The sequence below is a fragment of the Methylophaga sp. genome (genome assembly GCF_048266885.1).
Lineage (GTDB): Bacteria > Pseudomonadota > Gammaproteobacteria > Nitrosococcales > Methylophagaceae > Methylophaga.
In genome coordinates this window covers 21,732-48,728 of sequence record NZ_JBLWYR010000012.1, presented here as the reverse complement: position 1 = coordinate 48,728, position 26,997 = coordinate 21,732, and the positions used below count along the sequence as shown (strand labels likewise).

At 45.3% G+C, this 26,997-nt stretch carries 23 protein-coding genes; 7 read left to right on the top strand and 16 right to left on the bottom strand.

Features of this window, described 5'->3' with window-relative positions; translation table 11 throughout:
* The first annotated feature begins 81 nt into the window (after positions 1–81).
* Both ACN0V2_RS07675 and ACN0V2_RS07670 read left to right on the top strand, forming a co-directional pair.
* Positions 82–2,109: a TonB-dependent receptor gene (locus ACN0V2_RS07675; protein WP_417550220.1), complete on the top strand. Its 2,028-nt coding sequence runs from the start codon at positions 82–84 to the stop codon at positions 2,107–2,109.
* A 339-nt stretch (positions 2,110–2,448) separates the two neighbouring features.
* Positions 2,449–3,582 (top strand): PepSY-associated TM helix domain-containing protein, encoded by a 1,134-nt coding sequence (locus ACN0V2_RS07670; protein WP_417550219.1) that lies wholly within the window; start codon positions 2,449–2,451, stop codon positions 3,580–3,582.
* Between the two features lie 12 nt (positions 3,583–3,594).
* On the opposite strand, the gene ACN0V2_RS07665 is transcribed toward ACN0V2_RS07670, so the two are convergent.
* The 5 genes from ACN0V2_RS07665 to ACN0V2_RS07645 form a co-directional block, all read right to left on the bottom strand.
* Positions 3,595–4,332, bottom strand: coding sequence for a cytochrome b/b6 domain-containing protein (locus ACN0V2_RS07665; RefSeq protein ID WP_417550218.1), 738 nt, complete (start codon positions 4,330–4,332; stop codon positions 3,595–3,597).
* A gap of 94 nt (positions 4,333–4,426) precedes the next feature.
* Entirely contained in the window at positions 4,427–4,864 is a 438-nt protein-coding gene (locus ACN0V2_RS07660; protein WP_417550217.1) for a bacteriohemerythrin, read from the bottom strand.
* The gene (locus tag ACN0V2_RS07655; protein WP_417550216.1) at positions 4,861–5,694 is read right to left on the bottom strand and encodes a thymidylate synthase; all 834 of its coding nucleotides are present in this window, start codon (positions 5,692–5,694) and stop codon (positions 4,861–4,863) included. Before ACN0V2_RS07655 ends, ACN0V2_RS07660 begins: the two co-directional genes overlap by 4 nt.
* Positions 5,695–5,798: 104 nt before the next feature.
* Entirely contained in the window at positions 5,799–6,737 is a 939-nt protein-coding gene (locus ACN0V2_RS07650; RefSeq protein ID WP_417550215.1) for a sigma 54-interacting transcriptional regulator, read from the bottom strand.
* 15 nt (positions 6,738–6,752) lie between these two features.
* Entirely contained in the window at positions 6,753–7,508 is a 756-nt protein-coding gene (locus ACN0V2_RS07645) for a sulfite exporter TauE/SafE family protein (RefSeq protein WP_417550214.1), read from the bottom strand.
* Positions 7,509–7,838: 330 nt separating this feature from the next.
* Between ACN0V2_RS07645 and ACN0V2_RS07640 the strand changes: the two genes are divergently transcribed.
* The gene (locus ACN0V2_RS07640; RefSeq protein ID WP_417550213.1) at positions 7,839–8,243 is read left to right on the top strand and encodes a c-type cytochrome; all 405 of its coding nucleotides are present in this window, start codon (positions 7,839–7,841) and stop codon (positions 8,241–8,243) included.
* A 43-nt stretch (positions 8,244–8,286) separates the two neighbouring features.
* Here ACN0V2_RS07640 and ACN0V2_RS07635 read toward each other — a convergent pair whose 3' ends face one another.
* The 11 genes from ACN0V2_RS07635 to ACN0V2_RS07585 all read right to left on the bottom strand — a co-directional run bounded on the left by ACN0V2_RS07635 (position 8,287) and on the right by ACN0V2_RS07585 (position 22,570).
* Positions 8,287–8,817 (bottom strand): hypothetical protein, encoded by a 531-nt coding sequence (locus ACN0V2_RS07635; protein WP_417550212.1) that lies wholly within the window; start codon positions 8,815–8,817, stop codon positions 8,287–8,289.
* A 320-nt stretch (positions 8,818–9,137) separates the two neighbouring features.
* Positions 9,138–10,643, bottom strand: coding sequence for an exopolyphosphatase (gene ppx, locus ACN0V2_RS07630; protein ID WP_417550211.1), 1,506 nt, complete (start codon positions 10,641–10,643; stop codon positions 9,138–9,140).
* 129 nt (positions 10,644–10,772) lie between these two features.
* Complete coding sequence (phoU, locus tag ACN0V2_RS07625) at positions 10,773–11,489, bottom strand: phosphate signaling complex protein PhoU (protein ID WP_417550210.1); 717 nt, start codon at positions 11,487–11,489, stop codon at positions 10,773–10,775.
* Between the two features lie 23 nt (positions 11,490–11,512).
* Positions 11,513–12,355: a phosphate ABC transporter ATP-binding protein PstB gene (pstB, locus tag ACN0V2_RS07620; RefSeq protein ID WP_417550209.1), complete on the bottom strand. Its 843-nt coding sequence runs from the start codon at positions 12,353–12,355 to the stop codon at positions 11,513–11,515.
* A complete protein-coding gene (gene pstA / locus ACN0V2_RS07615) occupies positions 12,355–14,022 on the bottom strand; it encodes a phosphate ABC transporter permease PstA (RefSeq protein WP_417550208.1) in 1,668 nt (555 codons plus the stop codon). Before pstA ends, pstB begins: the two co-directional genes overlap by 1 nt.
* Positions 14,023–14,034: 12 nt before the next feature.
* The gene (locus tag ACN0V2_RS07610) at positions 14,035–16,311 is read right to left on the bottom strand and encodes an ABC transporter permease subunit (RefSeq protein ID WP_417550207.1); all 2,277 of its coding nucleotides are present in this window, start codon (positions 16,309–16,311) and stop codon (positions 14,035–14,037) included.
* Positions 16,312–16,466: 155 nt separating this feature from the next.
* Positions 16,467–17,423 (bottom strand): PstS family phosphate ABC transporter substrate-binding protein, encoded by a 957-nt coding sequence (locus tag ACN0V2_RS07605; protein ID WP_417550206.1) that lies wholly within the window; start codon positions 17,421–17,423, stop codon positions 16,467–16,469.
* Between the two features lie 136 nt (positions 17,424–17,559).
* Positions 17,560–18,849, bottom strand: coding sequence for a phosphate regulon sensor histidine kinase PhoR (phoR, locus tag ACN0V2_RS07600; RefSeq protein ID WP_417550205.1), 1,290 nt, complete (start codon positions 18,847–18,849; stop codon positions 17,560–17,562).
* A 12-nt stretch (positions 18,850–18,861) separates the two neighbouring features.
* A complete protein-coding gene (gene phoB / locus ACN0V2_RS07595) occupies positions 18,862–19,554 on the bottom strand; it encodes a phosphate regulon transcriptional regulator PhoB (RefSeq protein ID WP_417550204.1) in 693 nt (230 codons plus the stop codon).
* Between the two features lie 84 nt (positions 19,555–19,638).
* On the bottom strand, positions 19,639–20,859 hold the full coding sequence (gene arsJ, locus ACN0V2_RS07590) for an organoarsenical effux MFS transporter ArsJ (protein WP_417550203.1): 1,221 nt from the start codon (positions 20,857–20,859) through the stop codon (positions 19,639–19,641).
* Between the two features lie 61 nt (positions 20,860–20,920).
* The gene (locus ACN0V2_RS07585; RefSeq protein ID WP_417550202.1) at positions 20,921–22,570 is read right to left on the bottom strand and encodes an inorganic phosphate transporter; all 1,650 of its coding nucleotides are present in this window, start codon (positions 22,568–22,570) and stop codon (positions 20,921–20,923) included.
* 136 nt (positions 22,571–22,706) lie between these two features.
* On the opposite strand from ACN0V2_RS07585, the gene dsbD reads away from it, so the two are divergent.
* The 4 genes from dsbD to accC all read left to right on the top strand — a co-directional run bounded on the left by dsbD (position 22,707) and on the right by accC (position 26,996).
* Positions 22,707–24,551 carry a protein-disulfide reductase DsbD gene (gene dsbD, locus ACN0V2_RS07580; RefSeq protein WP_417550201.1) on the top strand — a complete coding sequence of 615 codons (1,845 nt, stop codon included), beginning with the start codon at positions 22,707–22,709 and terminating at the stop codon, positions 24,549–24,551.
* Between the two features lie 126 nt (positions 24,552–24,677).
* Positions 24,678–25,121, top strand: a complete 444-nt coding sequence (gene aroQ, locus ACN0V2_RS07575) for a type II 3-dehydroquinate dehydratase (protein WP_417550200.1) — start codon at positions 24,678–24,680, stop codon at positions 25,119–25,121.
* 3 nt (positions 25,122–25,124) lie between these two features.
* A complete protein-coding gene (accB, locus tag ACN0V2_RS07570) occupies positions 25,125–25,601 on the top strand; it encodes an acetyl-CoA carboxylase biotin carboxyl carrier protein (RefSeq protein WP_417550199.1) in 477 nt (158 codons plus the stop codon).
* A 54-nt stretch (positions 25,602–25,655) separates the two neighbouring features.
* Positions 25,656–26,996, top strand: coding sequence for an acetyl-CoA carboxylase biotin carboxylase subunit (gene accC / locus ACN0V2_RS07565; RefSeq protein WP_417550198.1), 1,341 nt, complete (start codon positions 25,656–25,658; stop codon positions 26,994–26,996).
* Position 26,997 lies beyond the last annotated feature (1 nt).

Sequence of the window (26,997 nt, the reverse complement as noted above, 5' to 3'; positions counted from 1 at the left end):
ATCACCTATTTTTGTTGGCAAACAGACCGTTATGCTTTTGGGATTGTAAAACCTAACCATTTATAAGACGTGACCCACATCATGACGATAAGCAAAACACTTAAACCGATCAGCATTGCTCTGGCTGTCATTTATACCAATGGCGTATATGCCGAAACGCCCAACTTGCTGGATGATGCCAGCTTGAGTCTGGGAAGTATGGTGGTGTCTTCAGACAATATCGGCCCACTGACTTCACGTAATCTCTCTACTTCGGTGGATGTATTAAGCCAGGATCGCATTGAAGATCAAAATGTGAATTACACCTGGCAATTGTTTGATCAAATGCCTGGCGTGATGCTCACACAATATGGGATGGGGAATGAATCCGGCAAAATATCATTTCGCGGCTTTAATGGTGAAGGCGAAATTAATGCCGTTAAATTGCTGATTGATGGGGTTCCGAGTAATCAGAATTCAGGAAACATGCCTTATCTGGAGTTACTGACACCACTTGAGATTGAGAGCATTGAGGTGGTTCGCGGTACCAATGACCCGCGTTATGGGTTACATAATATTGCTGGCAATGCTGACATACTGACTCAACAAGGCGGCAATTATAATAAAGCGCGTGCCAGCTACGGCAGCTTTGATACGCGTCATGTTCAATTTGTCAGTGGCCTTGAAAGCAACGGTTTTTCACAAAACTATGCCGTCAGTTATCTAGATTCAAATCGCTATCGTGATCATAGTGATATCGAAAAAAGCACGTTTTCAGGTAAATGGTTTTATACTCCGGAAAGTGGCCGTGCTCAGATCGGTTTTATCGCCCGTCATGGTCAGGCCGATGCTGAAGAGGCAGGTTATTTAACCCGTTTTGAAGCCCGAGATGATCCAGAACAATCGCGTCCCCACAATGCGCCGGATGGCGGGGATCGCTCGATGAATCAATTCAGTGCACATCTGGATGTTGATCTCAGCGATAACTTATTCTGGAATACCAAAGCCTATCTGAATCAGCTTGATGAATATCGCTATGTGACCTTTGCCGCCGGTGGTAATCATAATGAACGCATCACCCAGGAAGATCACAAAGGCGCTTTAAGCACGTTAACCTGGCGACCTGAAGTGAGTTGGGCCCATGAGTTCGCCTTGATGGGTGGATTAAGCGCCGAGTTTCAAGACAATGAAAGCCGCCGTTATATTGTGGATGATTTTAGAAATCGGACTTCTAAGACACGGGATCAAAACTTTGACTTTGATATCTACGGCGGCTTTGTTCAGGCCATTTACAAACCGACCGAAAAATTAAAACTGGTACCGGCTTATCGCGTGGATACGGTTCGCGGCAGCTTGAACGATGCCGGTGTACATCGCGAGATAAATGATTATGGCAATATCAGTCAGCCAAAATTCAGTGCAGTGTATTCGCTGACCGACCGTTATGCCGTTTATGGTAACTGGGGCAAAACGTTTCAAGTCGCTTCAGGTGCCGCCAGCTACCAGAAAAATGTTTTCTCCGAAGATTTGGATGCCTCTATTAACGAAGGCTGGGAGATCGGGCTGAAATTAACGCCAACCGATTGGCTAAATGGACGTGTTGCGCTTTGGGAACAGGTTGCCTCGGGAGAGTTCAAAACAAGGTTAGGTGATGCCAATAATGACAGTGAGAATATTGGTAAGACCGAACGGCGTGGGATCGATATTCAATTTAATGCACAAGCCACCGAAAAATTAGGATTATGGTTTGCCGCTGCATTTCAAGATTCGGAAATACTTAAAGCTGGCTCAGATAAACCAGGTTCTAAAGGCAATGAAATTGATCATGTACCGAACTATTTAATTGATGCCGGTATCGATTATCAGGCCAACTCAAAACTGAAACTGTCGAGCTGGGTCAGCGCACAAGATGAGTACTATCTGACCGTGGACAATGACACTCGAAAATTTGGTCAGTATGTGTTGGTCAATGCTTCAGCCAGTTACGCGCTCACCAGCAAAGTAAAACTGGGATTGGAACTGAAAAATGTATTTGATGGTGATTATGAATATGTTTGGTTAAATACCGAAAGCATGCACTCCCCAGGTGATGGACGTGCGGTGTATGGCTCAGTTCAGGTAGACTTCTAGGGCTTGTTGATCTTTCATATCCACCACTGCTGGCGACTATTTTTGTGTCCGACAAGGCGGAAATCACGCCGTGTAGCCTTCATACATAAGTGATTGACAACGCAGGCGGCCGCAAAAATAGTCCCAGCCCCTCGGGTTGTGACTGAAAAAGCGCCACTCTGCGTTACTCGTCACTTATTTAGAATAATAAAAGGCGCTCCTCGTGCCTTGATTGACGCTTTTTCAGCTCACAACAGAGGCGGAGATGAAAGATCAACAAGCCCTAGCCCATTTTTTTTCGTTGATTCGCTGTCGATATTTGGCAGCGAATCAGCTACGTCATTCGGATAAAAGCCCACCATGAAAAACACCCGCCGAATCTGGCTGAGCATTCATTTATATCTCGGTCTGAGTATCGGTGCCCTGCTGGTATTGCTGGGGCTGACCGGCAGTATTCTGGTGTTTTATCTGGACATCGATCAAATCCTCAATCCGCAAATGGAACCCACCAGCGTTCCCTATGAAATGCCAGCCCAACAGGACATTCTAGATGCCCTGCAGCAGGCACACCCCACTCGTACCGATCCATGGCGTATTGAACAGCCGATGCATGGCGACTGGCCGATTATGGCTCGTTATTACACGCCTGTTGAATCTATTGGTAAGGACTTTGCCCCATTAATGCTAACGGTGGATCCGGTGACCTTGGAAGTCACAAGCTCCCGTTTATGGGGTGATTATGCAATGACCTGGATTTATGTTTTACATTACAGTCTGCTGCTGGACAAACCCGGCAAAATTGCCATTGGCATTATCGGCCTGATTTCATTAATCTCATTTATTTCGGGGATTTGGCTATGGTGGCCTGGTTGGGCTGGCTTGAAACAGGCATTAAAACCGCAGCTTCGCTCTGGCAAAGCTCGACTTAATTACGATCTGCATGTGCTGTCGGGTAGTTATGGTTTAGTGTTTTTGCTGATTTTAAGTCTGACCGGTGCAGCACTCGCTTTACCTGATGAAACAGCGATCCTGGTTAAGCCATTTTCACCGTTAACCAGTGCACCGAAAATTGCCTTAAATCATGACGAAAGTGTTGATCGAATTACCGCGGACCAAGCTGTTGAGATTGCCAAAAAACGGTTTCCTGACGCGGAATTACGTTGGGTTGAAACACCCGGATTAAATAACCAAAAAGCCTGGCGAATTGCGATGTACCAAGAGGGAGAACCCAGTCGACGTTTTCCTCGAACTCAGGTGTGGATTGATCCAATTAGTGGTGAGATTTTGGGGCTTCGTGATACTAAACAAGACACTGGTGGTGATGTATTAATGCACTGGTTACATCCACTGCATAACGGTGAAGTGTTTGGCATGACCGGTCGGATCTTAGTGTTTATTTCTGGATTTTTACCGCTGATATTATTTGTGACCGGACTGGTTCGTTGGTTACAAAAGCGCCGAGCTCGCCGACGAATCAGCGAGCGACAGCATTAGCCTTTTTAGAATTTAATCGGCATCAAATGGTTTTTCGTTAAACACTTTTTCACCAGTAATCATGGCCGATGTCAGGCCGTTAAGTTTGCGTTTTTCTTCGACGATGACGGCTGTGATATGAATCACAATTGACAACATCAACAGATAAAAGAAATAGGTATGCAGGGTGCGGTAAGGTTTACGAAAATCACGCATTTCCTGATAAGCAATGGCATCAATACCTTTTTCGCGATTGCCCGGTTCAATCAACGCCATTGAGGCTTCGTCTTGGGCAACCCAGGCTTTCATTTGCGATCCGAATGGCGGCATGTACAAGTCGGTACTGGCTAATATCAGGCCCGTTACGCCCTGACCAATCATCAGCAAGAACATCAGTAACACACTCCAGCGACCTAAAGGATTATGCCCCAGGAAATGCACATTTCGACCAATTTTTCGACCTTCTAAGTACGCTTGAAATTGAACTTTATAGACTCTGCCAAACGGTAGCATGGCTTTCCAACGGGCAAATCGGTTGCCAAAAAAAGCCCAGATCAAACGGACGAACAAATTGATTACAAACACATAACCTACCCAGATATGCACGGCTTTCAGAAGAATTTTACCGTCGTCGCTCACCCCGAATTCTTTGCTAAACATTAAACCTAAGCCAAGGGCCAACAATCCTATAATTGCTAACACATTTATCCAGTGAAATAGGCGAACTCCTCGATCCCATACTGGATAAGCTTTTAAGGTTTGTTGTGACATTTTGACCTTCCTTAAATTTAATCAGTTGTGTTTAGCTTGAACCTATATTCTTAAAAAAAGCTTAAGGTTCCTAGTAAACAGTGCAGCGGAATAATTATTGAGTAACCCGACAATAATCACCTTTCCATTCATGCAAATATGGGGTGATTTTTTCATGCAGTTCTAGATGGTTTTGCCACCAATTTCTCAGACAAATCAGTAATGTCGTCGGATCGTTCTCGGAAATACCCTGTAAAAAGCAGGCATCAAAGTCTTTTAAGGTTTTTGCCGCATCTGCTTTATATAACTTCATTAATGGGCATTCCAGAGCTTCTAAAATTCCCTGCTCTGTCATGAAATGAAAATTCAGATAGTTTTTCAGAATATGCACTGTCGGCTTTAACTGATTTAGTGAAAACCCCTGCTGTATAAAGTAATGCAAGGAATTGATGATCGCCACTGCGCCTCGATGTTGTTCATCAATGATTGGTTCGTGTTGCAGAAATTTATCCTGCCAGACGATATATAACGGTTTTTGGGCTTTTTCAATCATACGGCTATTGGCGCTTTAATGTGTGCTTGCGCCTCGTAATCAACGATTTCAAAATCATCAAAACGATAATCCAGTATAGAGGGCGGTTTGCGATGAATTTTCAGTTTTGGTAACGGTCCTGGAGTACGTTGTAATTGGGTTTCAACTTGCTCGAAATGATTGCTGTAGATATGTGCATCGCCAATGCTAAGCACGATTTCACCAACATCCAGATCACACTGCTGCGCCAGCATATGGGTCAAAAAAGCCAGCGATGCTGTGTTGTAGGGATTGCCCAGAAACAGATCATTTGAACGGATATACAACGAGGCGCTGAGTTTGCCGTTGGCGACATAGAACTGATATAGAACGTGACATGGTGGCAAAGCCATTCTGCCAGCAGCGGCATTTTCCCAAGGCTTTTGTTTTTCATCGGGTAATAAAGCCACATTCCAGCCGTTGATAATATGCCGACGGCTATCTGGGTTGTTTTTTAGGCCTTCAACCAAAGCTATAATTTGATCATAATTTTGGCCGTCAGCACCCTTCCAGTTTCGCCATTGCGCGCCATAAACCGGACCGAGTTCGCCATCTGGAGTAGCCCATTCATCCCAAATCGATACACCGTTTTCTTTAAGGTAACGGATATTGGTTTCGCCACTAAGAAACCACAGAAGTTCATGAAGAATGCTACGAATATGCAGCTTTTTGGTGGTCAATAACGGGAAGCCTTCGGCTAAATCGTAACGTACTTGTCGACCAAATACTGACCGTGCGCCGGTTCCGGTACGGTCGCCTTTGTCGACACCGTTTTCCATCACATCGCGAAGTAAATCGAGATATTGTTTCATGCTTGATCACTCGTTTATTGCAGTGTCGCTACTGTAAACCAAAAGTGCATTTGACGCACTGACTAAGGGTCTATTTGTGGTTTATCGCCGCCACTGCCGGGGTGTCACTTAGCTTCATCAGACAAACCATATTTTTGCATGCGATATAACAAGGTATCACGGGTAATACCTAATAATCTGGCTGCTTTGGAGCGATTACCAGCGGCCATTTCTAAAGCTTGTTCAATCAAATCCAGTTCCAGCTGCGCCAGATCAATACCTTCTGGTGGGATATTGAACTGCTGTGAAGTGGATGAGGTTTTCTGCTGCATTTCTGATGGTAAATCCTTTAACTGCACCATAATCCCCGGTTGCAATAAACTCAGACGTTGGCAGAAGTTGGATAATTCACGGACATTGCCGGGCCAGTTATAACGCTGCAGTTGTTGGATAGCTTCTTTGGCAAACCTTAGCGGTGCATTATTGCCGGCAAATTGTTTGGCAAAATAGGTTAACAACAGTGGTATATCCTCACTACGTTTTTGTAATACCGGCAATTCGATCGGCACGACTTGCAGTCGGTAATATAGATCGGCACGAAACCGTCCAGCTTTGACTTCAGCAGGCAAATCTACGCTGGTAGCCGCTAGAATTCTGGCATCAATCACATGTAATTTATGACTGCCTGCTAATTGGCATTCTCCGGCTTCTAGAAATCGCAGTACTTTGGCCTGAACACTTAATGGCAAGGCATCCACTTCATCAAGAAACACTGAACTGCCTTGTGCAGCCAGCAAACGACCCGGCTCAATCACCTCTCCATCAGCATTAGCCCGGCCAAATAAATCCACCTCAGCATCTTGCACTGGTAGAGCTGCACAATTAATGGTCACCATCGGTTTATCAGCGCGTCGACTTAACTGATGCAAACGTTGGGCAACCAATTCTTTGCCGGTTCCTGTTTCGCCAGAAATAAGCACGCTGGCATCACTCAAGGCGATCATCGGCAGCACCCGTTGAATGTGGGTGATTTGTGGAGAGTGGCCGATCATTTCAGTCGTCATATTGGCATGCTCACCTTAATGCTGATGCTCATTAGGCGCTTCATCAACTACAAAATCAGTGACTGGATTCATATCCATTTTTCCATGATGCTGATGCTCGCCCTGAGGCCACAGTAAAACCAATAAGGCCATCAACATAATCATGATGCCAGCCAATTTTCGAAACAGTTGATTGCGGGCTAATGAAGCCAACATGCCAGCAAACATACCAGCGCCCATTACCGCTGGTAAGGTTCCCAGACCAAAGGCCAGCATGACCGATGCAGCATATAGAACATCACCAGTGGTGGCAGCAACCGCTAGTCCGGCATAAACCAGACCACAGGGCAGCCAACCCCAAACCGCACCCAACAGAAACGCTTGTTTCAAGCTTCTTACTGGCAATAACTTCTGGCCAATGGGTTGCAGCTTACGCCAGATGGGTGCACCGATTTTTTCGGCGTGAGCAAACTTAGGAAACCAGCCAGCGAGATACAACCCCATACCAATCATCACCAAAACCGACAGATAACGTAAAAAAGGCAAACCATTGATTTGAGCCAAAGGCGAAGCAAGTAGCCCCACCAATCCACCTGCAATGGAATAGCTAAGAATACGACCGAGATTGTAGTTCAAAACAAATGGCAGCATTTTGCGTGGCTGCTCACGGATATGTGCAGGTAAGGTCAACGTTAATGCACCGATCACTGAGCCACACATGGCAATGCAATGGGCCGAACTGAATAAGCCCAGCAGAAAAGCGGTAACTAAAGAAGTAGTGAGCGCATCCATTTATATAACCTGAAAATCATCTTGCGGGCAGATTAACACTTTAACCCTGTAATTATTGTGTGATTTGCCTTACTAGGGCCGCAAAAAACACATTTTCCATTTATTAGCATTTACTAAACTAGTCTCGACAGGTTAGATGAGGTCTGTGTTCATAAACGATGACTGACTCATTTTGACTGTAAGACAAAAACAGCAGTTTACACGTGAATGTGGCATTGAATCACGGTTTTGCTGGTTATAAAGATAAGACTGGAGAGTGTTTAACTTGGCGCTAATTGAGTTCAAGTTTATCCATCAAAGGTCTGATGATTGATATTTAAGGGGTAAAAAATGCAAATAAATACAATAAAATCAATTGCTTTAGCCATTATGGTTGGTTTGTTAACATTCAGTGCTTTCAGCCGTGCAGAGGATAAGCCTTATACCGTCACCGATGGCAATGCTCTGGATAGTGAAACCTTTAATGGCTATAAACTCTATCGCAATTGGTGTGCTCGTTGTCATGGCACTTTTGCACAGGGCATGGTGGGACCAAATCTGGCAGATAGTTTAAATGCCATCACTAAGGATGAATTTATTGCCACCGTTACCCACGGCAAGATGGGACAAATCGGCATGATGCCAGCCTGGGAAAGCAATCCCCAAGTCATTGAAGGTATGGATGATATATATGCTTATTTAAAAGCCCGTGCTGATGGGGCCATTGGTGAAGTCAAACCGAAAAAAGCTAAATAGAAAGAACCTGCTGGCACTGAAGTATTAGGGCCAGCATCGTTTTTTATTGCGGTCGGAAAATAGCGTGATGTTGCTGCCCATCATCGGTGACAAACCGAAATTTCAGTGTTTTGGCTGATTTTAATTGCTGAAGATTGATCGTTTCATCATTCAACACAAAATCAACTGTTTCAGCACGTCTATCAGCAGGTATTGCGGTAAAAACATCACGCTGCCTGACTTGCTGAAAACCTTTGGGTAGCGGTTGCGACTCAGTCGTCGCGAACACGTTTTTGGCCGAGTCCGAAAAATCATAAAACACAGTTTGCTCGGCTTTAGCGGGAGATCCACAACTCAAATTGCCATGCTCTAATGATATAGGCGTTTGATCATCGAGCTGCAGCAAAATTAATTCATTATGAGCAAAGCTTGCAGTGTGATTATCGCTGATAATCAAAGTGCCCCAATATTTACCGTCTTTGGTTTGATTGATGGTGAAGCGATCGCCAGTATCACTCAAGTAAAGCTGTTCTTCTGCCCAAAGTGGCTGGCTTAATATCAAACTCGAAATCATTACCGATGTAGTGCGCCACATAACTTATGCTCCAGTCTCATCAACATTGACTGCTACGGTAAAGCGAAATTCCATCAAGGGCCTATTGATCTTTCATAGCCGCCTCTGTTGTGACTGAAAATGTACCAACCAAGGCGCGAGGAGTGAAGTTTAGTCATTCTAAATAAATGACGAGCAACGCAGAGTGGTGCATTTTCAGACACAACCCGTAGGGCTGAAGCTATTTTTCCGCCCAAAGTCGTAGTAAATGATTAATGTAGAACAACTACACCTCATCATATCCGCTTTGTTGAACAACAAAATAGCCTCCAGCAGTGGTGGCTCTGAAAGATCAACAGGTCCTAGTCCCGGATCTTCAAACGAATATCAATTTCTTTCAGTTCTTGTCTTTCCTGCACTAAATCGGCTTCTGTTAATGGATGCTCTTCTAACCAACCTGTTGGTAAGGTCAATATTAATGAATTGCGATGCAGACTTAGCCCAACATGGGTATCGGTTTTTTCACTACGGCCACGGTTAAATACCAATGACAAGCGCAGCAAAATCGTTAATCGCATGGTGGATTGCTGCATTTCATCCGAGAGTTGCTTGATATGTTTTCGTGGAAAACTGCGACGTTGGCCTCTGACCATTGCTGCCAGTGCTTGCTGCTCTTCACGTGAGAAACCGGGCAAATCGGAGTGTGCGACTAAGTAAGATGAATGCTTGTGATATTGATAATGTGAAATGGCTAGCCCGACTTCGTGTAGTTTGGCTGCCCACTGCATACGCTGTAAGTGCTCTTCACTATTAATTTCCCACTCGGCAGCCACTTGCTCGTATAACTCGGTAGCCATTTGGCTTACCCGTTCGGCATGGGTTTCATCGACGTGATAACGACGAGCCAATGAGTTGACGGTGCGATCACGCTCATCATCATGCTGAATACGCCCTTGTAGATCGTAGAGCAAGCCTTCACGCAAGGCGCCATCAGAGACAATCATGCGATCAATTCTTAACCGGTCAAATGAGGCTTTTAATACGGCAACACCGCCCGCTAGTACATTGGCACGTTCAGGGCTCAGACCTTCTAGTTGAAACTGATCGTAATGACCTGCCGCCACGATATGAGCAATTAATTTATCCAGAGATTCGGCAGTGATGACCCCGTTCTCGCTCCAGTTCTGAGCAGTAACAATACTGGCCACCGTGCGAATAGTCCCTGAAGCACCTACAGCCTCAACCCAACCGAGATTTTGATAAGGCCGTTGAATCGATCGTAATTTGATCGCCGCGGTGAGCAGCGCCGCCTGCATCCGTAATTGGCTTATGTTGCCATCATTAAAGAATCGCTGACTAAAGCTGACGCAGCCCATTTCAAGGCTTTCACGACGCATTCCTTCCAAGCCTTCACCGATAATATATTCGGTGCTACCTCCGCCAATATCCATCACAAATCTGCGACTGTTATCAAACGCCAATGAACGCGAAACGCCCATATATATCAGCCGCGCCTCTTCTTCGCCGGTGACAATTTCAATGGGGTGACCTAGAGCCTGACGGGCTTTACGTAAGAATTCACGGCTGTTTTCGGCAACACGTAAGGTATTGGTGCCTACGACGCGCACTTTGCCTGCAGGAAGGTGACGAATACGTTCGCCAAAGCGTTCCAGACAAGCAATGGCACGGGCCTGCGACTCCTCGGACAACATATTATGCTTATCCAACCCTGCACGTAACTGCACCATTTCCCGCAGTCTATCCATTATCTGGAAATGTCCATCTCTCAGGCGGGCAATGATCATATGGAAGCTGTTAGAACCAAGGTCTACAGCAGCGAGAACATCATTATCTTCAGTTGTTTCCATAAACTCAGCTTTTATAGACGTGATGGCATTTTGCCTGACTAAAATAGAGGATGCTATGAACTTTGCATTTTATGCTCAAAAAAAAGCCCGCCTCCATGATAGAAACGGGCCGAGTCACACAGGGGAAAACTACTCGCCGCCTTTCACCACTTTTTCCATTTTTTCCACAGATAAATGTCTGACGTCTTTACCTTCAACCAGGTAAATAATATGTTCTGCAACATTACGTGAATGATCACCAATACGTTCCAGCGAACGTGCGGACCACATCATGTCAATTACTCGACTGATAGTACGAGGATCTTCCATCATATAGGTCATCAACTGACGCATAATACTTTCGTATTCAGCATCTACCTGACGATCTTCATGGGCTACCTGCAAGGCCGCATCGACATCAAAACGCGCGAAAGCATCTAAGGTGTTATGCAACATACCCGACACGTGTTGGCCTAATGCATGTAACTCACGGTAATTCTTTTTCGGCCGATCTTTTTCAGCCAAATTCAGTGCCATCCGAGCAATACGTGCCGCTTCATCGCCAATCCGTTCCAGATCGGTAATGGTTTTCAGAATGCCTGTGACCAGTCTTAAATCGCTGGCGGTTGGCTGACGTAATGCGATGATTTGAATACAATCTTCGTCGATACTAACATCCAGTTTATTGACGTCTTCATCGCCACTGATAACTTGACGAGCTAAATCGGCATCACCTGTTACCAACGCTTCCATCGCATTGGTTACTTGTTGCTCTACCAAGCCCCCCATGGCAAGTACACGGCTGCGGATATCTTGAAGTTCTTTTTCAAACTGTTGCGAAATATGTTGTGATTTATTTGTAGCCATAAAGGATCTCCTGAACCTGCAGCTTAGCCGTAACGGCCAGTAATATAATCTTCCGTCTGTTTTTTGCCCGGATTGGTGAACAGTTCATCGGTCGCGCCAAACTCAATTAATTCACCCATGTACATAAACGCGGTGTAATCGGAAACCCTGGCCGCTTGTTGCATGTTATGGGTGACGATAACGATGGTATATTTTTCTTTTAGCTCGTAAATCAGCTCTTCAATTTTCAGTGTAGACAATGGATCCAGAGCAGAGGCCGGTTCATCAAGCAATAACACTTCCGGTTCAATGGCGATGGCACGAGCAATCACCAAACGTTGCTGTTGACCACCTGATAATCCCATTGCAGAAGATTGCAGACGATCTTTGACTTCATCCCACAACGCCGCGCCTTTTAATGATTTTTCGACCACCTTATCCAGGGTCTGCCGATCATTAATACCTTGTAAACGTAAGCCATAAGCCACATTTTCATAAATAGTTTTTGGGAAGGGATTAGGTTTTTGAAACACCATACCCACCTTACGGCGCAGGTCAGATACATTGACAGCTGGTGAGTTCACATCTTCACCATCTAACAACAACTCACCTTGAATATTAACGTTATCAATCAAGTCATTCATGCGATTGAAGCATCGGAGGAACGTCGATTTACCACAGCCACTAGGACCGATAAAGGCCGTGACTCTGTTGCGAGGAATGGTCAGGTTGATATCTTTTAACGCCTGAGCTTCGCCATAAAACAGATTGAAATTTTTGATTTCAATACAGGCAGTTTCATCAGCCAGATTCAGTTTCGGACCACGTTGCATTGATTCGATATCAATCGCGCGTGCTGCGGATTTGTTTTGATTGGCGGCTTCCATTAGTTATCACTCGCTTTAAAGTTTTCACGCAGACGATTACGAATACTAATCGCCGTTAAATTCAACACTACAATGATCAGCAGCAGCAAGAAGGCTGTGGCATAGACCAACGGCCGTGCGGCTTCAACGTTCGGGCTTTGGAAACCCACGTCGTAAATATGGAAGCCTAAATGCATAAACTGACGATCTAAATGTAAATAAGGGGCCACAGAATCGACCGCTAATGCTGGAGCCAGTTTAACCACCCCCACCATCATCAGTGGTGCTACCTCACCTGCCGCTCGGGCCACCGCTAATATCAAGCCTGTCATCATGGCCGGAGCCGCCATTGGAATGACGGTACGCCATAACGTTTCTGCTTTGGTGGCACCTAAAGCCAAGCTGCCTTCACGCATTGCACGAGGAATACGCGACAAGCCTTCTTCGGTTGCCACAATCACCACTGGCACGGTCAAAATCGCTAAGGTTAACGACGCCCACATTAAGCCTGGTTGACCGAATGTCGGCGATGGTAATTTCGCCTGGAAAAATATCTCATCGATATTGCCACCGAGGAAATAGACAAAGAAACCTAAACCAAACACGCCGTACACAATTGAAGGCACACCCGCCAAGTTATTCACTGCAATACGAATCGTGCGAGTAATAAACCCTTGTTTGGCATACTCTTTAAGATAGATGGCAGCAATAACACCGAATGGGGTGACGATCACCGACATAATTAATACCATCATCACGGTACCAAAAATCGCTGGGAAAATGCCGCCTTCAGTATTGGCCTCACGTGGTTCGCCAGAGATAAACTTCCATACTTCATGAAAATAATGCTGCAGCTTCTCGAAACGATTCATTTCGTTGGGCTTCACTACATCGACAATTTTTGCCATTGGCAAAGTCACTTCTTGGCCGTTAGACATTTGCAAAACGACCTGATCACGAACCAACGCCTGGCTTAAATCGCTGAGTCGCGTTTGTAATTTGGTATATTTGTCATTTTGCACTACTTTTGCTGCTTCAATTTCAGCATAAGCAGGATTGTCTGCAGGGACATTATCCAATTCCAAACGTCGCTCATCGAGACGCAATGACTCAAGTGCTTGGTTGATTTTGCCAATTTCAATTTTTTCAATGTATTTAATTTCAGCGACTAGATTATTGCTGCGTTCCAATCTTTGCTGAAATTCCGGCCAGGCTTGTTCACCCTCAGCAACTGTTTCACCGTTTTGCTGCACTGACAGTAAATAGCCGTAAAAATGACCCCATTCGCGACGCTCAACAGCCAGTATGTCTTCCGGGTAGCTGATATCGCCCATCCAGTCTTTATTTACCCAACGGAAATCCAAACCAAATTGATCCCGATTACCAATTTTCAGCAGGTAACGCTCGACGGTCGTCTGACCTTCTCTTAACTGATAATCAGCAGGCACTCTTTCTGCTGGCACAATTTCAGAGTTCACCTTTTCGCCCATAAGAACGGTTGGCTCTATGCCTGGTTCGTTATATGGCACCGACATAATGTCTGCTGGCCAGAAATGACTCAGGCCACGTACTGCTATCAGTAAAACGAGACCAATAACCGCGATCAGACTGATAGAAACCGCACCCGCATTGAGCCAGACCCAAGGACTGCCACTTTGATACCAGGATTTAAATGTTGAATTAGACATGCTGATCTCTGTTTAAAGGCTGCTATATTTCTTACGCAAACGTTGGCGCACCAACTCTGCAAGGGTGTTAAACACAAAGGTCGCTGAGAACAGCACCAACGCTGCAAGGAACAAGACGCGATAATGGGTGCTGTTGACTGCTGCTTCAGGCATTTCTACTGCAATATTGGCTGATAAGGCTCTAAATCCTTCAAATATATTGAAGTCCATAATTGGCGTATTACCGGTCGCCATCAACACAATCATTGTTTCACCTACAGCACGCCCCAAACCAATCATCACGGCCGAGAATATAGCTGGACTCGCGGTGAGTAACACCACTTTTGTTAAGGTTTGCCATGGCGTCGCGCCCAATGCCAGTGAGCCAATGGTCAATTGCTTGGGCACACTGAAAATAGCATCTTCGGTGATAGAGAAAATGGTGGGGATAACCGCAAACCCCATGACCATACCAACGACTAGTGAATTACGCTGGTCATAACCAATGCCGGTAGATTCCAACCAGCCAGGCATATCGCCACCAAATAAAAGATTTTCCAGTGGCAGACTTAATTTCATCGAAACGATGCCCACCAAAATCACAATAGGGATCAATATGGCTGCTTCCCAGCCATCGGGAATACGATGGCGTATTGATTTCGGTACTTTGGTCCATAACCAAGCGGTGACAAGCACCATAATTGGCGTAAGGATTAGAATACTGAAAACACCGGGCAGATTATTTTCCACCAGTGGCGCCAACCATAAACCGGCTAGGAAACCCAGAATAACGGTTGGTAAAGCCTCCATGATTTCAATGGTCGGTTTGACCAGATTGCGCATCCGTGGCGACATAAAGTACGCAGTAAAAATCGCACCCATTATGGCCAGCGGTACTGCCACCATCATGGCGTAAAATGCCGCCTTGATAGTGCCGAACGTTAATGGGGTAAGGCTGAGTTTCGGTTCAAAGTCACTACTGGAAGACGAAGACTGCCACAGATATTCTGGCTCGCTGCGGCTCTCATACCAGACTTTTTCCCATAAGGAATGCCAGGAGACTTCGGGATGTTCATTTTCAATTTCATGAAACTGCGTGTCGCCATTCATGCTAACGGTTAACAATCCATTTGCTCTGGGAGACAACGCAATTTTGGCATTGCCATCCGACAAAATATTATCCACCAGCAGATTGCGTTCGGCAGTGGTGTGATAAATACCAATATCACCGTTATCATCTAATGCAATAAAGCCTTTACGGGCTTGTTCAGGAAGAATGCTACGAATTGGTGCAGTCTGATCAGCGAAACTTCTCACCAATTCAATGGTGTAGTTATTATCAGCATCACGAACCGGGAACCACTGATCAATCTGACCATCACTACGGCCTATTAATAATGAAATACCACCAGTTAAAAATTCTGCTGTGGTGATCTCAACATCCTCGGGTACCGCACTGACACGCTGCAGCAGTCTGACATTGTCAGTATTTTGCACATCGTAATAGGCAATATCTCCGTCAGCATGAATAACATATAACTCGCGCTGGTCAATATCTAGACGGATCTTTGAAACCGGAGCATTACTGTCCAATGTGATTTCGAGAGTTTCGTTGTCTAGGGTAAAGTCAGTTTCATCGAGGAAATTCACATCCTTTGTGATACGAGACATCACCAAACGGTTATCAGCGGTTAACGCCACTAAGGTAGTCAGATCGTCATAACTTTGAACCGTAAGCATCTGCAGCGATTGCCCCTGCGGATCAACTTCGACCAACTCTTCGCCAATAGGATATTGAATTTCAGGTGTTATCAGCCGTTGCGTTCCCTGGGGATAGCTGATTTTGTAGTTTTCCTGAAACACAATCGCTTGACCATTATCCAAACCATAAGCAAACACACCGGTAGATGCACTACCTGCAGAAAAGCTGCTAACAGAGTTTTCTTCTGGGATAGGTAAATCAAAGCTAGCTATGGCATCACCATTATGTGCATTGAAGAAGCGTAAATTGGCCTTTTCATCCAGCGCTAAACCGACTTCGTTATATTCGTCTAATGTGAGATGAACATTGTTGGTCGGTACTTGTTCAAACTGCTGCTCAGTACGCAGATCAGCGCTGTTAAAGAGTGGAATAACAACATAAAGCAAATAAAAGAAAATCAGCACGATAGCGACTATCACCATAATGCCGCCACCTGTTACAACTACTCGGGCCAATTTATCTTTAAACTCTCGCCAGTTTCGCCGACGACGGGCCGTTTTTGAATTAGCAGCAGCTATAACGCTATTTTCAATAGTTTGCTCAGCCATAATCTAATTTAGTTTCCGTTTAAGAAATACGCACGCAACACGGTGATTGCTTAATGTTAATACTGTTAATCAATCTGCAAGCAAATTGATTAACGCTATTAGATAAAAAAACCCCGTACATCATGCAATGTACGGGGTTTTTTATTAAAAAATATTTACTTCAGCATTTCCATATATTTCGCTGCAGTTTTAGCTGGCAGTGGCACATAACCATCCTTAACAACAACTTCTTGACCTACTTTTGACAGAATCATTTTCATGAATTCACGGTCAATTGGAGACATTGGTTTATTAGGCGCTTTGTTTACATAAACCCATAAAAAGCGTGACATTGGATATGAACCATCAGCAGCATTTTCACCGTTAGCTTCGATAAACGGTTGACCCGCTTCTTTCGCTAATGGAACCAGTTTTACACCAGAAGTTTTATAACCGATACCTGAGTAACCTAAACCGTTGGTTGATTTAGTGACACCTTGAACAACTGAAGCGGAACCAGGTTGCTCGTTCACACTGTTTTTATAGTCGCCTTTGCATAGAGCGTTATCTTTAAAGTAACCGTAAGTACCAGATACAGAGTTACGACCATATAACTGGATTGAACCCAGACCTTCAACACCTAATTGTGACCAGTTTGTAACATCTTCTGGATAACCACATTTACGAGTAGCAGAGAAAGCAGCGTCAACTTGAGCAATAGTCATGCCTTCAATTGGGTTGTCTTTGTGTACATAAACAGCCAAGGCATCGATTGCAACAGGTATAGCGGTTGGTTTGTAACCGTATTTGTTTTCGAATTCTTTGATTTCGCTGTCTTTCATTTCACGGCTCATCGGACCTACGTTCGATGTACCTTCAGTCAAAGCAGGAGGTGCAGTTGAAGAACCAGCCGCTTGAATCTGGATGCTGACATTTGGGTATTCACGTTTGAACTCTTCTGCCCATAAAGTCATCAAGTTCGCTAATGTGTCAGAACCGACACTGGATAAGCTACCTGAAACACCACTGGTTTTTTCATAATCTGGCAGGCTTGGATCAACATCAGCGAAGCTGGCAGATGAAAATGTCATGGCCAGTGCAGCACCGTATAAAGCAAATTTTTTCTTGAACATGAGGATTCAACTCCTTGGGTTTTAAAAAAGTTCCAACACTTATCGCGTTGAGCACCGGAGCAGTATCGCGATTAACTGTGACAAGGATATGAAAGAATTATGACAATCCCGTGACAATGGGAAAGTATTGAAAACATTAGATGTCGCTGGGTTCAACCAGTTTATTTTCCGGGAAAATACAACTGAAACGCGAACCCTGTTCGATCTGACTATCAATCGTTAACACCGCATTATGACGTTGCAGAACATGCTTCACGATAGCCAACCCCAATCCCGTGCCACCGGCTTCACGTGAACGGCCAGAATCCACACGATAAAAACGCTCGGTCAGCCTTTCTAAATGACGTGCTTCAATACCATCCCCATGATCGATCACCGTAATGGAAGGCACGTTTTTATCCACTGCCCAGATTACTTCGATCTCACACTCCGTTGGAGTATATTTCACCGCATTGAAAACCAGGTTGGATATAGCACTGCGTAACTCATCTACGTCAGCCATCAGCCATTTATCACTGAGGATTTGTAAATGAATTTGATGTGATTTGTAATGTTCCAACCGTTTTGCATCATCGACAATTACCGTCAACAACCGTGGAATATCGGTAGGCCGGTGTAACAGGGGCTTATCCCCGGTTTCCAATTGCGAAAGTGCCAACAAATCCTTAATCATCAAATGCATACGCTGACTTTGCTGCTGCATAACCGGCAACGCCTGACGCCATAAATCGGGGCTGCTCTCAGTATCAAGCGTTTCCAGATAACCACGCAGCACCGTCAGTGGTGTGCGTAACTCATGTGACACATTGGCAACAAAATCACGACGCATCCGTTGTAATTTCTGTGTTTGGGTGATGTCTCTGGCAATTAGCAGACGATCACTGCTGGCATAACGCACCACTTTAAATTCCAGTTGAATTCGATCGTTCATTGGTGATGGTGCGACCACTACTACAGCCGCATCAGAATCCTTTTCCAGCAGTTGCTGAAAGGTCGGATCCCGAACCAGATTATTAACGCGAACACCATTATCACGAGGCCAACTGATGCCAAGCAATTCGGTCGCTGAGGTATTGGCCCAACTGACCTGACCAAACTCGCCCATAACAACGACCGCATCCGGCAAAGCGGCAGTGGCTGATTGGAAACGTTTAAGGTAGCCGGTGAGCTTCTTTTTACGGCTGCTGTTTTGTGCACGCATCTGCTCAATCTGCCGGCACACGTCATCAATGACACCCTCAGCTTGGGGTGAGCTATTTTTTTTAGGTTTGTCCAACCAGGTACGTAATTGAAACCACTTACCCTGTAACCAGAAAATATAGATTAACGAGGCAACAAAAAGGAAGGTCATCATATGTCCAGCCACCAGGCCAGCAAAGCCTGCCAAACTGAGCACCGTCAGCAAACGCCAATAATCCCATTGCATTAGAAGACTCCGTTATTCAGCAGAAAAACGGTAACCTACACCACGGACAGTTTGGACTAAGTTGTCATGACCGCTGGATTCCAATGCTTTACGTAAACGTCGAATATGCACATCCACTGTGCGCTCCTCTATATATACTGTGTCGCCCCAAACGAAATCCAACAGTTGTGAGCGGTTATAAGCTCGCTCTGGATTTTTCATAAAGAAGTGTAATAAACGAAATTCTGTGGGCCCTAATTCAATGCGCTCACCATTGACGGAAACCCGATGGCTTTTAGTATCCATCACTAATTCACCCATCTGCAGCTTCTGGGCATCTTCATCTTCCATCGGACGGCAACGACGTAATACGGCTTTGATGCGTGCTATCAGTTCTGGTGGAGAAAACGGTTTATTGATGTAATCATCGGCGCCTACACTCAGACCTTTGACCATATCTTCGCTTTCGCCTTTGGCAGTAAGCATAATCACCGGAATGGAGGCTAAAAACTCGTTAGCCCGCAGACGGCGGATAAACTCAATGCCATCAATTCCAGGTAACATCCAGTCGAGTAAAATCATGTCTGGTTGCTGATTTTTCAGCCATTCCAAACCTGATTCAGCATCCTTGGATGTTTCACAGGTAAATCCAGCCTGACGTAAACTGAAATTAATCATGTCACGAATGGCGGCATCATCTTCCACCAACAAAACCGATATGCTCATATCCGAAATTCCCTAATCTATTTTTGCTTAGCGTAAAGCTTAACCGGCAAATATGACAATTTGATAACAGCGCTGAAACCTTTATCAGGGCTGAGCTTGCCGCGGTAACATTTTTGAAATAATACTTGCGGCAAAAATCATCAGGGCAGAAATCAGCAAACAGGCAGCAAGCCCGGCCACTTGATAAACCCAGCCGGATAATAGCGTCCCAAATAGACGTCCAGCTGCATTTGCCATGTAATAAAACCCCACATCAAGCGATACACCAGCCGCATCGGCGTAGGACACAATAAGATAAGAATGGATGGCAGAGTTAATAGCAAAGATTGCCCCGTAAACTAGCAAACCCACTGTTAACGCAGGCAACACGGCCCATTCGAAATAAATAGCGGCTGCAATTACCAAAGGTAAAACCATTAATGGCAAGGACCATACCCAGACATGGTAGCCATCAGGTGCGTGACCTTCGGAAAAGCCGGTTAGTTTTGGTGCTAATGCTTGCACGATACCGTATGCGATCACCCATGCCGCCAGTAACCCACCTACATATATCGCTGGCCATTGCAATTGAGCGTGTAAAAACACTGGTAAGGCGACCACAAACCAAATGTCGCGAGAGCCAAACAGAAAAAACCGGGCTAGTGACAATCGATTGACTGCCGCACTTTTAGACCAGATATCTTTGAACTTAGGTTTGTTTTTTGCTTTGCCTAGATCGCGTTGTAGCATAAGGATGCTGAAAATCAATACAACAAGCAATACCACCGTCATGGCGAGAATGGCACCACGAAAGCCAATCCAGGATAACAATGCCGCACCGACAAAAAATCCCACGCCCTTAAGTGCATTTTTGGAACCCGTTAAGATGGCGATCCATTTATACAACGTCGATTGAGCGTCATCTGCCACCAGCATTTTGATGCTGGATTTAGCACTCATTTTATTGAGATCTTTGGCGATACCCGATAAAGCCTGCGCCACCATCACATAAGCAACCGTTAACCAAGCAGGGTCGACCAGCAACATACCCAAGGCTATGACCTGCAATAACAAGCCAAGATGCATCGTGACATTGAGGCCCAACCTGGCGGCTAACCAGCCACCAAACAAATTCGTCACGATGCCAAAAAATTCATACAAAACAAACAGCATCGCCACTTCAAGCGGGCTGTAACCAAGCTGATGGAAAAATAACACCACCAACATTCGTAAAGCTCCGTCAGAAACGGTAAACGCCCAATAGCTAAAGGTCACCACCAGATATTGCTGAATCGCAACGGGTAATGCTTTTAGTTTATTCAGCATTTTCAACATCCTGACAAATTATCAAATCGAATAAGAATATGTCAGTTTGATGAAGGTTTGATTACACCATGATGCCTTTGATCATAAAGAAGATGCAGGCTGATAATGTGGCTGCTGCGGGGACTGTGACCACCCAAGCCGTGACGATTTTTTTCACCATATCGCGTTTTACATACAGGTTTTTCTTATCTTTTTTGAGCAGTTTTTTAGCTTTTTTCAGTTCAGCTTTTTCTTCGTCTATCAAACGGAATAACTCGGTGATTCGTTGATATTCTTCAACAGTTTTAGCAGATTTTTTTTCCAAACTTTTCAGCTCATTGCGTAAAGCATTAAGCATTTTTTTATCGTCTTTTATTTCAGCTTTTTCACGATCGATCTGCCGTTCAATTTTGTTGGATTCATCTAACCATTCACGCAAAAATCCGACCCCGAACACACCACCAATCGCAATATGGGTGGTGCTAACAGGCAAACCTAACTGACTGGCAATGATGACGGTCAAAGCAGCAGCCATCGCGATTGAATAGGCGCGCATTTGATCTAACTCGGTGATTTCACCACCAACGGTACGAATCAATCTAGGACCGTAAAGTCCCAAACCAATTGCAATACCTAACGCACCCACTGCCATCACCCAAAGCGGAATACCGGCTTTATCAGTGATACCGCCTGACATAATGGCGTCATTTATTGCTGCCAGAGGACCGATAGCATTGGCCACATCATTTGCACCATGAGCAAAACTTAACAAGGCCGCAGCGAAGATCAATGGAATGGTGAACTGAGCATTAACACTATGACGATCATTTTTCATCGATGACATATTGCGTTTTAAAGTCTTTTTCACTAAGGCAAAGATCAGACCGCCAATAATAAGACCTATAAGAGATGCTGTCAGAAAAGTAGGTTTACTTTGTGCTTCTAATGAAATCAATGGCAATGAATTAATCAGGTCTATCCAATGTCCCCATACTTGGCCGAGCCCTTTTAAGATTAAGTAGGTCACAAATGCCCAGGCCATTACTGACACGTATATTGGCACCCAACGATAGGAGGCCTGAATTTTATCATCGCGGAAAATGATGGTTTTTTTGATAGCCAATAAAAATGAGGCGGCAATGATCCCGCCCAACAATGGCGAAATAACCCAGGAACTAACAATCGCTCCCATGGTGCCCCAATCGACAATACCGAATCCTGCAGCGGCCATACCCGCTCCCATAACGCCGCCCACAATAGAGTGAGTTGTAGATACCGGTGCACCCGCCATCGTAGCAAGGTTCAGCCATAAAGCCGCGGCCAGTAATGCGGCCATCATTGCCCAGATAAAACTGTCGGTATCCGTTCCAAATTGTTTGATATCAATGATGCCGCCTTTGATGGTGGAGACCACTTCGCCACCGGCAATAAAGGCACCCGCGGCTTCAAAGATCATGGCGATCATAATCGCGCCACCCATGGTCAACGCCTTGGAACCGACTGCCGGCCCGACATTATTGGCGACGTCATTGGCACCTATATTCATTGCCATATACCCACCAAATACGGCAGCGATAGCGAGGAAAAGATTGTTTGGGACACCGCCGGTAGTGGCGAAACTGTATGCGAGGATAGCGGCGAGGAAAAATAAGGCGAAACCTATTCGTGCTATTTCAGCATGGCTCTTTTTATAGGCCTGCTTTTCAAGTTTATGAATGGTTTTGATTTCCACAAGACACCTGTGTTTTGCCAAAAATGAGGCTAATTATTACAGTTTAAAGACAACATGACATCCTGTTGCACTCACTCGTGTAACGATCGACTGTTAGAATGGTCTGTAACTGCAACGAATCTGTGGCGATAACTTGATGAAACAATTTTTAATCTTGCTCATGCTGCTCAGCAGTATTACTGCACAAGCGCGGCCAAGCCTATTGGAAAAATTTGGTTTTGATACAGCCGACTCGCCGCCCGAAGTTGATGAAGCCTTTGCTTTTGATGCGGTGCTAACCGATCCAGAAATGATTCTGGCTGGCTGGCAAATCATGGAAGGCAATTATTTATATCAAGATAAGATCCGATTCGAAATAACCGATGACAGCAATGTGCAGCTAGGTGAGTTTACCCTGCCGAGCGGCCATATGAAAAATGATGCGTATTTTGGCTTATCTGAGGTTTACACCAGTGATGTGCAGATCAACCTGCCGCTGATACGGACTCAGTCTGAGGGCACCAGCATCACGCTGACAGCGCATTACCAGGGCTGTTCTGAAACGTTTGGCATCTGTTATCCACCTACCCGCAAAACGATCAACCTGGATTTACCTTTGCTCGCCGAGAGTAAAGCCACAGAAACTTCTGGCGCGCCAACATCTTCAACATCGGCTTTATCTTCAACACCAATTAGCCAACAAGATGAAATTTCCCAACGTCTTCAAGATGACAATCTGTTACAAATTTTGCTCGGCTTTCTAGGACTTGGACTGTTACTCGCCTTCACACCCTGCGTGTTCCCCATGATCCCCATTTTGTCGGGCATTATTGTTGGTCAGGGTGAACAAATCACCACCCGACGAGCGTTTATTTTATCGTTAACTTATGTGCTAGCCATGTCCGTTACTTACACTGTGGCTGGCGTACTAACTGGCTTACTCGGTGGAAATTTGCAGGCTATGCTGCAAAATCCATGGGTGATTTCCAGCTTTGTCGGCATCTTGCTACTACTTGCCTTATCTATGTTTGGTTTTTATGAATTGCAGTTACCGCACGGATTGCAACAACGCCTGCATCAACTCAGCCATCGTCAACGCGGTGGTACGTTAACTGGTGTGGTGTTAATGGGTTTGTTATCAGGATTAATTGTTGGCCCTTGTCTGGCGCCCCCATTAGCGGGTGCGTTGTTGTTTATCAGTCAACATGCCGATCCGGTATTAGGTGGCGCAGCCTTATTTGCGATGAGTCTAGGCATGGGAATTCCGTTACTGATTATTGGTACTTCAGCTGGAACGCTGCTGCCCAAAGCTGGACGCTGGATGGAAAATATCAAGGCGTTTTTTGGCGTTATGCTGATTGCCTTAGCCATCTGGATGCTGGATCGCATTTTGCCAGGTTGGGCCATTCTGTTTATGAGCGGAGCACTTTTAGTTATTACGGCGGTATATCTGGGCGCACTCAATAGTCTGCCAATCGAGGCCACTGGCTGGCAGAAGTTTTGGAAAGGACTCGGATTGTTATCACTTATTAGTGGTGCTTTGTTGTTGATTGGCAGCGCCAGTGGTGGACAATCTATTCTGCAACCTTTGCATAAATTGAACATGTCATCCAACACAACAGCGGCTCAACCTAGCTTGCAATATACCTACGTGAATTCATTGGATGAGCTGCAAACTCAGCTAAGCCAAAGTAATCAGCCAGTGATGCTGGATTTTTATGCGGACTGGTGTACTGATTGTAAAAGTATGGAGCAAACCACTTTTCGTGATGCTCAAGTAGTCAATACTTTGCAGAATTTTACGTTGTTGAAAGTCGATCTGACTGACAATACCGCTGCGCACCAAGCATTATTAAAAGCACTTCGGGTGTTTGGCCCACCCAGCATGTTGTTTTATGACAAAAATGCTGAAGAATCTTCCTCACATCGTTTAGTCGGACATGTCTCTGCCGCCCAGTTGAACGCCCATTTGGCGGATTTTCTGTCCCAACAATCGAAATAGCGAGAATAACTGTATTTCGGCGAAATTAGCGACAAAAAGCCGGATTTTTAGTTAAAAAGCTGGACAATAAAGCGCTGGCTGGTGCAAAATCCCGCCTTATATTTCCAGTGCTGGTGTGTGATTATTATGGCGAAATTTCTTGTGTTGCACGGCCCCAATCTGAATCTGCTGGGTCAGCGCGAGCCTGAAATTTATGGTGCCACAACACTCGACGATATCAACACTCGATTACAACAGCTGGCACAAGCTGATGGCCATCAACTCAATTTTCTGCAAAGTAATGCCGAACATGAACTTATCTCAGCCATACAGTCCGCTCGCCAACAATATGATTTTATTTTAATAAACCCCGCAGCTTTTACGCATACCAGTGTGGCAATTCGTGATGCTCTAGCTGCGGTCGCGATTCCGTTTATAGAGATACATCTTTCAAATGTGCATCGTCGTGAAGCATTCCGCCAACAGTCCTATTTTTCTGATTTGGCTGTCGGTGTGATTTGTGGATTCGGTGCACAAGGCTATGAATTGGCATTACAAGCTGCCATTAAACACATCAACCCTCAAGGCTAAATCATGGATATTCGTAAAATAAAAAAATTGATTGATTTGATTCAGGAATCAGATGTTGCTGAAATCGAAATTTCTGAAGGTGAAGAATCTGTTCGCATCAGCCGCGCCAGCACTGCATACCCACAACAACAACAATATTTTGCAGCTCCACAGCCTGCACCGGCATCCGCACCCAGTGTGCCGTCATTTGCCAGTGAAGCTGCAACCGCTGCTGCCGCTACCGCAGCAACTAAATCATCTAATGAAGCCAATGCTGTACGCTCGCCAATGGTTGGCACATTTTACGGTTCACCATCTCCTGATGCGGCTGCTTTTGTGGAAGTAGGCCAACAAGTCTCTGCCGGTGATGTGATTTGCATCATTGAAGCGATGAAAATGTTCAATCAGATTGAAGCCGATCGCAGTGGAACAGTTAAAGCTATCCTGGTAGAAGATGGTCATCCGGTTGAGTATGACGAACCCTTGATCGTTATCGAATAATATTGCTGACAGCTTCGGCTGTTATCGCATGCCAAAAACTGCGGATAAAACATCATGATTGATAAAATTGTCATCGCTAATCGTGGCGAGATTGCTTTGCGTATTCTCAGAGCTTGCTGGGAATTAGGTATTAAAACTGTTGCCGTCCACTCTGACGTGGATCGTGATTTGAAACATGTGCTGCTGGCCGATGAAAGTGTCTGTATCGGGCCTGCGCCTTCCGGTCTCAGCTACCTAAATGTACCTGCCTTAATCAGTGCGGCTGAAATCACCGATGCCACGGCGATTCACCCTGGTTATGGTTTCTTGTCTGAAAATGCTGATTTTGCTGAGCGAGTTGAAGAAAGTGGCTTTATTTTCATTGGCCCCCGCCCTGAAACCATTCGTATCATGGGTGATAAAGTTGAAGCTATAAAAGCCATGAAAGCCGCTGGGGTCCCTTGTGTACCAGGCTCTGATGGTCCACTGGGCAATGATGATGAGACTAATATGCGCTTGGCACGTGAAATCGGTTATCCGATTATCATCAAAGCCGCTGGCGGCGGTGGTGGTCGTGGTATGCGTGAAGTTCACAGTGAAGCACATTTGCTGAATGCCATTGCTTTGACCAAAAGCGAAGCTAAATCTGCGTTCAGCAATGATATGGTTTACATGGAGAAATTCCTGGAAAACCCACGTCACATCGAGTTCCAGGTACTGGCCGATGAACACGGCAATGCAATCCATTTAGGCGAACGCGACTGTTCTATGCAACGTCGCCACCAAAAAGTAGTTGAAGAAGCTCCAGCACCAGGCATCACCAAAGAAATGCGTGATCGTATGGGTAAAGTCTGTGCCGATGCCTGTGTACGTATCGGCTACCGGGGTGCAGGTACCTTTGAGTTTCTGTATCAGGATGGCGAATTCTATTTCATCGAGATGAATACCCGTATTCAGGTTGAACACCCCGTAACAGAACGCATTACAGGCGTTGACCTGGTGGTTGAACAGATTCGCATTGCATCAGGTTTACCACTGTCTATTAAACAAGAAGATGTAATGATTCGTGGTCATGCCATTGAATGCCGGATTAATGCTGAAGACCCCCGTACCTTTATGCCAAGTCCTGGTCTGGTTACCCATTATCATGCTCCGGGCGGTGCCGGTATTCGTATGGATTCACATCTATACAGTGGCTATAAGGTTCCACCTAATTATGACTCGTTGATTGGCAAACTGATCGCTTATGGTAATACCCGTGAATCGGCGATTGCCCGTATGCGTACGGCATTGAAAGAAATCGGTATTGAAGGCATCAAAACCAACGTCGAACTACAGCGCGACATCATGGATGACACGCATTTCCAAACCGGTGGCACTAATATCCACTATCTTGAAAAGAAACTCGGACTGTAAG

What these genes read in the sequence shown, in the direction of transcription:
- phoU (WP_417550210.1), bottom strand. Translation starts at nt 11,489, where the DNA reads ATGGCTACAAATAAATCACAACATATTTCGCAACAGTTTGAAAAAGAA.
- dsbD (WP_417550201.1), top strand. Translation starts at nt 22,707, where the DNA reads ATGAAACAATTTTTAATCTTGCTCATGCTGCTCAGCAGTATTACTGCA.
- ACN0V2_RS07675 (WP_417550220.1), top strand. Translation starts at nt 82, where the DNA reads ATGACGATAAGCAAAACACTTAAACCGATCAGCATTGCTCTGGCTGTC.
- phoR (WP_417550205.1), bottom strand. Translation starts at nt 18,849, where the DNA reads ATGCAATGGGATTATTGGCGTTTGCTGACGGTGCTCAGTTTGGCAGGC.
- ACN0V2_RS07635 (WP_417550212.1), bottom strand. Translation starts at nt 8,817, where the DNA reads ATGTGGCGCACTACATCGGTAATGATTTCGAGTTTGATATTAAGCCAG.
- accB (WP_417550199.1), top strand. Translation starts at nt 25,125, where the DNA reads ATGGATATTCGTAAAATAAAAAAATTGATTGATTTGATTCAGGAATCA.
- ACN0V2_RS07655 (WP_417550216.1), bottom strand. Translation starts at nt 5,694, where the DNA reads ATGAAACAATATCTCGATTTACTTCGCGATGTGATGGAAAACGGTGTC.
- ACN0V2_RS07665 (WP_417550218.1), bottom strand. Translation starts at nt 4,332, where the DNA reads ATGTCACAACAAACCTTAAAAGCTTATCCAGTATGGGATCGAGGAGTT.
- ACN0V2_RS07645 (WP_417550214.1), bottom strand. Translation starts at nt 7,508, where the DNA reads ATGGATGCGCTCACTACTTCTTTAGTTACCGCTTTTCTGCTGGGCTTA.
- accC (WP_417550198.1), top strand. Translation starts at nt 25,656, where the DNA reads ATGATTGATAAAATTGTCATCGCTAATCGTGGCGAGATTGCTTTGCGT.
- arsJ (WP_417550203.1), bottom strand. Translation starts at nt 20,859, where the DNA reads ATGCTGAATAAACTAAAAGCATTACCCGTTGCGATTCAGCAATATCTG.
- phoB (WP_417550204.1), bottom strand. Translation starts at nt 19,554, where the DNA reads ATGAGCATATCGGTTTTGTTGGTGGAAGATGATGCCGCCATTCGTGAC.
- pstB (WP_417550209.1), bottom strand. Translation starts at nt 12,355, where the DNA reads ATGGAAGCCGCCAATCAAAACAAATCCGCAGCACGCGCGATTGATATC.
- ACN0V2_RS07640 (WP_417550213.1), top strand. Translation starts at nt 7,839, where the DNA reads ATGCAAATAAATACAATAAAATCAATTGCTTTAGCCATTATGGTTGGT.
- ACN0V2_RS07610 (WP_417550207.1), bottom strand. Translation starts at nt 16,311, where the DNA reads ATGGCTGAGCAAACTATTGAAAATAGCGTTATAGCTGCTGCTAATTCA.
- ACN0V2_RS07605 (WP_417550206.1), bottom strand. Translation starts at nt 17,423, where the DNA reads ATGTTCAAGAAAAAATTTGCTTTATACGGTGCTGCACTGGCCATGACA.
- pstA (WP_417550208.1), bottom strand. Translation starts at nt 14,022, where the DNA reads ATGTCTAATTCAACATTTAAATCCTGGTATCAAAGTGGCAGTCCTTGG.
- ACN0V2_RS07660 (WP_417550217.1), bottom strand. Translation starts at nt 4,864, where the DNA reads ATGATTGAAAAAGCCCAAAAACCGTTATATATCGTCTGGCAGGATAAA.
- ppx (WP_417550211.1), bottom strand. Translation starts at nt 10,643, where the DNA reads ATGGAAACAACTGAAGATAATGATGTTCTCGCTGCTGTAGACCTTGGT.
- ACN0V2_RS07650 (WP_417550215.1), bottom strand. Translation starts at nt 6,737, where the DNA reads ATGACGACTGAAATGATCGGCCACTCTCCACAAATCACCCACATTCAA.
- ACN0V2_RS07670 (WP_417550219.1), top strand. Translation starts at nt 2,449, where the DNA reads ATGAAAAACACCCGCCGAATCTGGCTGAGCATTCATTTATATCTCGGT.
- aroQ (WP_417550200.1), top strand. Translation starts at nt 24,678, where the DNA reads ATGGCGAAATTTCTTGTGTTGCACGGCCCCAATCTGAATCTGCTGGGT.